The organism is Vibrio sp. 10N.286.52.F8 (assembly GCF_041468745.1).
Classification (GTDB): domain Bacteria; phylum Pseudomonadota; class Gammaproteobacteria; order Enterobacterales; family Vibrionaceae; genus Vibrio; species Vibrio crassostreae_C.
Genome location: NZ_JBFRJF010000017.1, coordinates 1 through 2,970, shown reverse-complemented (window position 1 = coordinate 2,970; position 2,970 = coordinate 1). Strand labels below are relative to the sequence as shown.

1 rRNA gene is annotated in these 2,970 nt (G+C 51.1%); it reads right to left on the bottom strand.

The annotated features are described in order from the left end of the window. Window positions 1–59 precede the first annotated feature (59 nt). Window positions 60–2,953, bottom strand: a 23S ribosomal RNA gene (locus tag AB4133_RS10395). Window positions 2,954–2,970: the final 17 nt, after the last annotated feature.

Genomic DNA, 2,970 nt, shown 5'->3' with positions numbered 1-2,970 from the left:
TTCAAACTCATTCAAGCGTTTGGTATTTCTTTGAGTCCACAAAACCCCTTGGGTGTTGTATGGTTAAGCCTCACGGGCAATTAGTACAGGTTAGCTCAATGCCTCGCAGCACTTACACACCCTGCCTATCAACGTCGTAGTCTACGACAACCCTTTAGGACACTTATAGTGCCAGGGAAAACTCATCTCAAGGCTCGCTTCCCGCTTAGATGCTTTCAGCGGTTATCGATTCCGAACTTAGCTACCGGGCAATGCCATTGGCATGACAACCCGAACACCAGAGGTTCGTCCACTCCGGTCCTCTCGTACTAGGAGCAGCCCCTTTCAATTTTCCAACGCCCACGGCAGATAGGGACCGAACTGTCTCACGACGTTCTAAACCCAGCTCGCGTACCACTTTAAATGGCGAACAGCCATACCCTTGGGACCGACTTCAGCCCCAGGATGTGATGAGCCGACATCGAGGTGCCAAACACCGCCGTCGATATGAACTCTTGGGCGGTATCAGCCTGTTATCCCCGGAGTACCTTTTATCCGTTGAGCGATGGCCCTTCCATTCAGAACCACCGGATCACTATGACCTGCTTTCGCACCTGCTCGAATTGTCATTCTCGCAGTCAAGCGGGCTTATGCCATTGCACTAACCACACGATGTCCAACCGTGTTTAGCCCACCTTCGTGCTCCTCCGTTACTCTTTGGGAGGAGACCGCCCCAGTCAAACTACCCACCAGGCACTGTCCGTAATCCCGATTCAGGGACCAACGTTAGAACATCAAAACTACAAGGGTGGTATTTCAAGGACGACTCCACCACATCTAGCGACGCGGTTTCAAAGTCTCCCACCTATCCTACACATGTAGGTTCAATGTTCAGTGCCAAGCTGTAGTAAAGGTTCACGGGGTCTTTCCGTCTAGCCGCGGGTACACTGCATCTTCACAGCGATTTCAATTTCACTGAGTCTCGGGTGGAGACAGCGTGGCCATCATTACGCCATTCGTGCAGGTCGGAACTTACCCGACAAGGAATTTCGCTACCTTAGGACCGTTATAGTTACGGCCGCCGTTTACCGGGGCTTCGATCAAGAGCTTCGACCGAAGTCTAACCCCATCAATTAACCTTCCGGCACCGGGCAGGCGTCACACCGTATACGTCATCTTACGATTTTGCACAGTGCTGTGTTTTTAATAAACAGTTGCAGCCACCTGGTATCTGCGACTCTCGTCTGCTCCATCCGCAAGGGACTTCACTGATAAGAGCGTACCTTCTCCCGAAGTTACGGTACCATTTTGCCTAGTTCCTTCACCCGAGTTCTCTCAAGCGCCTTGGTATTCTCTACCCGACCACCTGTGTCGGTTTGGGGTACGATTCCTTACAATCTGAAGCTTAGAGGCTTTTCCTGGAAGCATGGCATCAATGACTTCACTACCGTAGTAGCTCGACATCGTATCTCAGCGTTAGTAGCGGTCCGGATTTACCTAAACCACCCGCCTACGTACTTGAACCTGGACAACCGTCGCCAGGCCCACCTAGCCTTCTCCGTCCCCCCATCGCAATTGTAAGAAGTACGGGAATATTAACCCGTTTCCCATCGACTACGCCTTTCGGCCTCGCCTTAGGAGTCGACTTACCCTGCCCCGATTAACGTTGGACAGGAACCCTTGGTCTTCCGGCGAGGGAGTTTTTCACTCCCTTTATCGTTACTCATGTCAGCATTCGCACTTCTGATACCTCCAGCAGCCCTTACAGACCACCTTCAACGGCTTACAGAACGCTCCCCTACCCCACGCACCCTAAGGTACGTAGCCGCAGCTTCGGTGTATAGCTTAGCCCCGTTACATCTTCCGCGCAGGCCGACTCGACCAGTGAGCTATTACGCTTTCTTTAAATGATGGCTGCTTCTAAGCCAACATCCTGGCTGTCTGAGCCTTCCCACATCGTTTCCCACTTAGCTATACTTTGGGACCTTAGCTGGCGGTCTGGGTTGTTTCCCTCTCCACGACGGACGTTAGCACCCGCCGTGTGTCTCCCGGATAGTACTTACTGGTATTCGGAGTTTGCAAAGGGTTGGTAAGTCGGGATGACCCCCTAGCCTTAACAGTGCTCTACCCCCAGTAGTATTCGTCCGAGGCGCTACCTAAATAGCTTTCGGGGAGAACCAGCTATCTCCAGGTTTGATTGGCCTTTCACCCCTAGCCACAAGTCATCCGCTAATTTTTCAACATTAGTCGGTTCGGTCCTCCAGTTGATGTTACTCAACCTTCAACCTGCCCATGGCTAGATCACCTGGTTTCGGGTCTAATCCTAGCAACTGTACGCCCAGTTAAGACTCGGTTTCCCTACGGCTCCCCTAAACGGTTAACCTTGCTACTAAAATTAAGTCGCTGACCCATTATACAAAAGGTACGCAGTCACACCACGAAGGTGCTCCTACTGCTTGTACGTACACGGTTTCAGGTTCTATTTCACTCCCCTCACAGGGGTTCTTTTCGCCTTTCCCTCACGGTACTGGTTCACTATCGGTCAGTCAGTAGTATTTAGCCTTGGAGGATGGTCCCCCCATATTCAGACAGGATATCACGTGTCCCGCCCTACTCGTTTTCACTGATTATGATGTGTCGGTTACGGGGCTATCACCCTTTACTGCGAGACTTTCCAGACTCTTCACCTGCATCATTAAAAGCTTAAGGGCTAATCCAATTTCGCTCGCCGCTACTTTCGGAATCTCGGTTGATTTCTCTTCCTCGGGGTACTTAGATGTTTCAGTTCCCCCGGTTTGCCTCCTGTTGCTATGTATTCACAACAGGATACTTACTTATGTAAGTGGGTTTCCCCATTCAGGAATCCCAGACTCAAAAGGTTATTACTACCTAATCTGGGCTTATCGCAAGTTATTACGCCTTTCATCGCCTCTGACTGCCAAGGCATCCACCGTGTACGCTTAGTCACTTAACCATACAACCCGAAAGGGT